General features: G+C 40.9%; 2 protein-coding genes and 1 pseudogene. All 3 read left to right on the top strand.

Going from position 1 to position 2,530, the window contains the following annotated elements:
* Nucleotides 1–79: 79 nt before the first annotated feature.
* Nucleotides 80–1,351, top strand: coding sequence for a hypothetical protein (locus H5072_RS16660; protein ID WP_182694168.1), 1,272 nt, complete (start codon nucleotides 80–82; stop codon nucleotides 1,349–1,351).
* Between the two features lie 3 nt (nucleotides 1,352–1,354).
* Nucleotides 1,355–1,903 carry a condensin complex protein MksE gene (locus tag H5072_RS16655; RefSeq protein WP_024605891.1) on the top strand — a complete coding sequence of 183 codons (549 nt, stop codon included), beginning with the start codon at nucleotides 1,355–1,357 and terminating at the stop codon, nucleotides 1,901–1,903.
* Nucleotides 1,900–2,530 (top strand): annotated as a pseudogene (locus H5072_RS16650) (ATPase); the annotation flags it as partial. The gene H5072_RS16655 and the pseudogene H5072_RS16650, both read left to right, overlap by 4 nt.

The raw sequence follows: 2,530 nt of genomic DNA, 5'->3' as shown, positions 1-2,530 counted from the left end.
ACAAGATTAATTAAAAATACGTAATAATGAGTCTTCTAAAAGAACTCAATAATAAAATACTAGGATGTTGTAACCCCTTATGATCCCAGCTAAAAAGCTGCTAAACACCATAACCGAACATTGGGGTGTATTAGAGCTATTATTTAAACGTTTTAAAATGGCTGACTTTAGCCTAAAAGACGTACAAAACGCGATTAAGCAAAAGCAGCCTACGTGGTCAAACGAACGCATTTATAAAGAAACAAATCGTTTGTTAAACCAAGATATTTTAATTCCACTGGCTAAATCCTCTCAGCTTGAAATAAATCGTGCTATTGCTGATTTTGCTACTTTTTTACTGCAAGAAGAGCATTTAGGTTTAGCGCAAGAAATTAGCGTATTAGTAGAGGACCTTGCTCGTTTAGGTAACCGCCTAGATAACGCTGGCGAAATAGAAGACTTTGACGACTTACGACGCTACAGCCGCATTATGGATGATCGGGTGCGTAAAATAATGAAGCTCTATACGCACAACGAAAACGCTATTTTAAATATTGTTGAACAAGCCAAATCAAATAATGCAGTGCAATCGCTGCAAAAGCGTTATAAAGCGGTAATAGAAGCCTTTGACGAATACATAGAGCCAATGCTTGAAATGGTTGATATTCGTGGTGAGTTTCATGCATGTTTTACCCTCATTGAAGAGCAAATAAGTAAGCAAATACTGCACATTGAGCGCTCAGGTAAAGCGTATAACGACAAACGTATGCTGGAGCAATTACGTACCCGTATACTCGAAATGCATTTAATGGGCCGAGAAAGCTTACGTAAAAGTGCCGATATGCTTATGCCACTGCGCGAGGAGCTACGCCGTAATAACTTAATTACTCGCCAAGCAGCCCAAGTACTTGGGCTTGTACGTAAAAATGGCGTAGACAATATGCTAAGTGCTGTGCAACCACATTTTGTAAGCGACGCGCAGCGATATTCGCTTGGTCAGCAACGCCATATTGTGGCTTACATGGCAAGCTTGGTTGAATTTGAACACGAAGAATACCAATTGCCTGACCAGCAAGACGTGCCTGCATTTGTTACGCCTAATATTCCTGACTACAACGATGTTAAAACCAGCTTTGCTAAGCGCTTTAATAAAAAACGCAAAAAGCCGCAGCCCTTGCTGCAATTTTTAGACGAAAGCTATCCAGATCTCGATGCCGACGAAATGCTATTTTTGTATCAAAAATTGGTCAGCGACAGCGATATTAAAATAATTCAAAGCGATGAAAAAGCCCGCGTAAAAATTGCCGGTCAGCACTTTTCTTTATATCCATTTAATTCAGAGCCTCAGCCAGATTCAAAGGCAGGTAAATAAACCATGACACACATAAACTTAGACGAGCTAACCCATCTACAAGCCATTAATAAAAAATTAGTAGCGGGTTATCACATTTGCGAGCAAGACAACGTAATGTGGCAAGAGCTTGACCAACACATAGAAGACTACACCGCCCTATTTACCGCCCTAGGTAACGATTTAAAACACGACAGCCGTGGCTTTTATTATTTTGGTAGCGACGAAAGTACGCCAAATATGGGCAAAATATCTCGCGCTATCGCGCTCACCATTTACATTTTAATTGAGCACTACGCCAATACGGGTAAAGACCCAATGCGCGCATTGTTTGACGACGTAAACGATTTAGAGCTTATGCAAACGCTGGTGCAAATTAACAAACATTTGTTTGATCAGCTTGAGATATTTTCGGGATCGGATTTGCGTAAAGACGTTTACCTGCGCATGGTGCGCTTAGGTTTAGCCCGTGAAGTAGAAGGCGGCTTTATGCTACAAGCACCAATTCACCGCTACATAGATGCACTCATGGAAGTAAACGAAGAAACCTACATTACAGAGGACGAGGAATGAAAAATCTATACGGACTAAGCAAACTCGCCCTACTTAACACCGCAGGCTATGCAAAATGTGTGATCCCGCTTGATAAAAGCAGCTCTATTTGCGCGCCCAATAACACCGGTAAAAGCTCGGTTATTAACGCCCTGCAGTTTCCGCTTATTAACGATTTACGCTTAACAGAATGGGACGGACACGATTTAGATGAAACCCGTAAGTTTTATTTTTCATCCGATCAGTCGTACATTTTACTAGAAGCTAACTTGCCTCATGGCTCGGTAGTAATAGGCGTGGCAGGCCTTGGTAAAATTGCCGGTTACGCGCATCAGTACTTTTGTTATCAAGGAAAGCTTGATTTAGAGCAGTACACGCAAGGTAAAACTATTATTAAATTTACCAAGCTGTTCAACCATTTAAAATCGCTTAACTACAACCCTATTGAGCTTAAAGCACAAGAGTTAAACGCGCTACTTACTGGCGGCGCAACGCCTTTTGACGGCGACATTAACCTAAAAATGATCCCGCTTAACAATGTACAAGACTCTTCTATTTATAAAGAAATATTTAGACGTATTCTTAACTTACATAAATTGGGCGCAAGCGACGTAAAACGCTTTATGCTACGCGTGTTTGAACGCCATA

Origin of the sequence: Pseudoalteromonas sp. SR45-5 (genome assembly GCF_014163565.1) — a bacterium.
Lineage (GTDB): Bacteria > Pseudomonadota > Gammaproteobacteria > Enterobacterales > Alteromonadaceae > Pseudoalteromonas > Pseudoalteromonas distincta.
The sequence above is the reverse complement of the archived record's forward strand: the minus strand, read 5'-3'. Positions and strand labels throughout refer to the sequence as shown.

What these genes read in the sequence shown, in the direction of transcription:
- H5072_RS16660 (WP_182694168.1), top strand. Translation starts at nt 80, where the DNA reads ATGATCCCAGCTAAAAAGCTGCTAAACACCATAACCGAACATTGGGGT.
- H5072_RS16655 (WP_024605891.1), top strand. Translation starts at nt 1,355, where the DNA reads ATGACACACATAAACTTAGACGAGCTAACCCATCTACAAGCCATTAAT.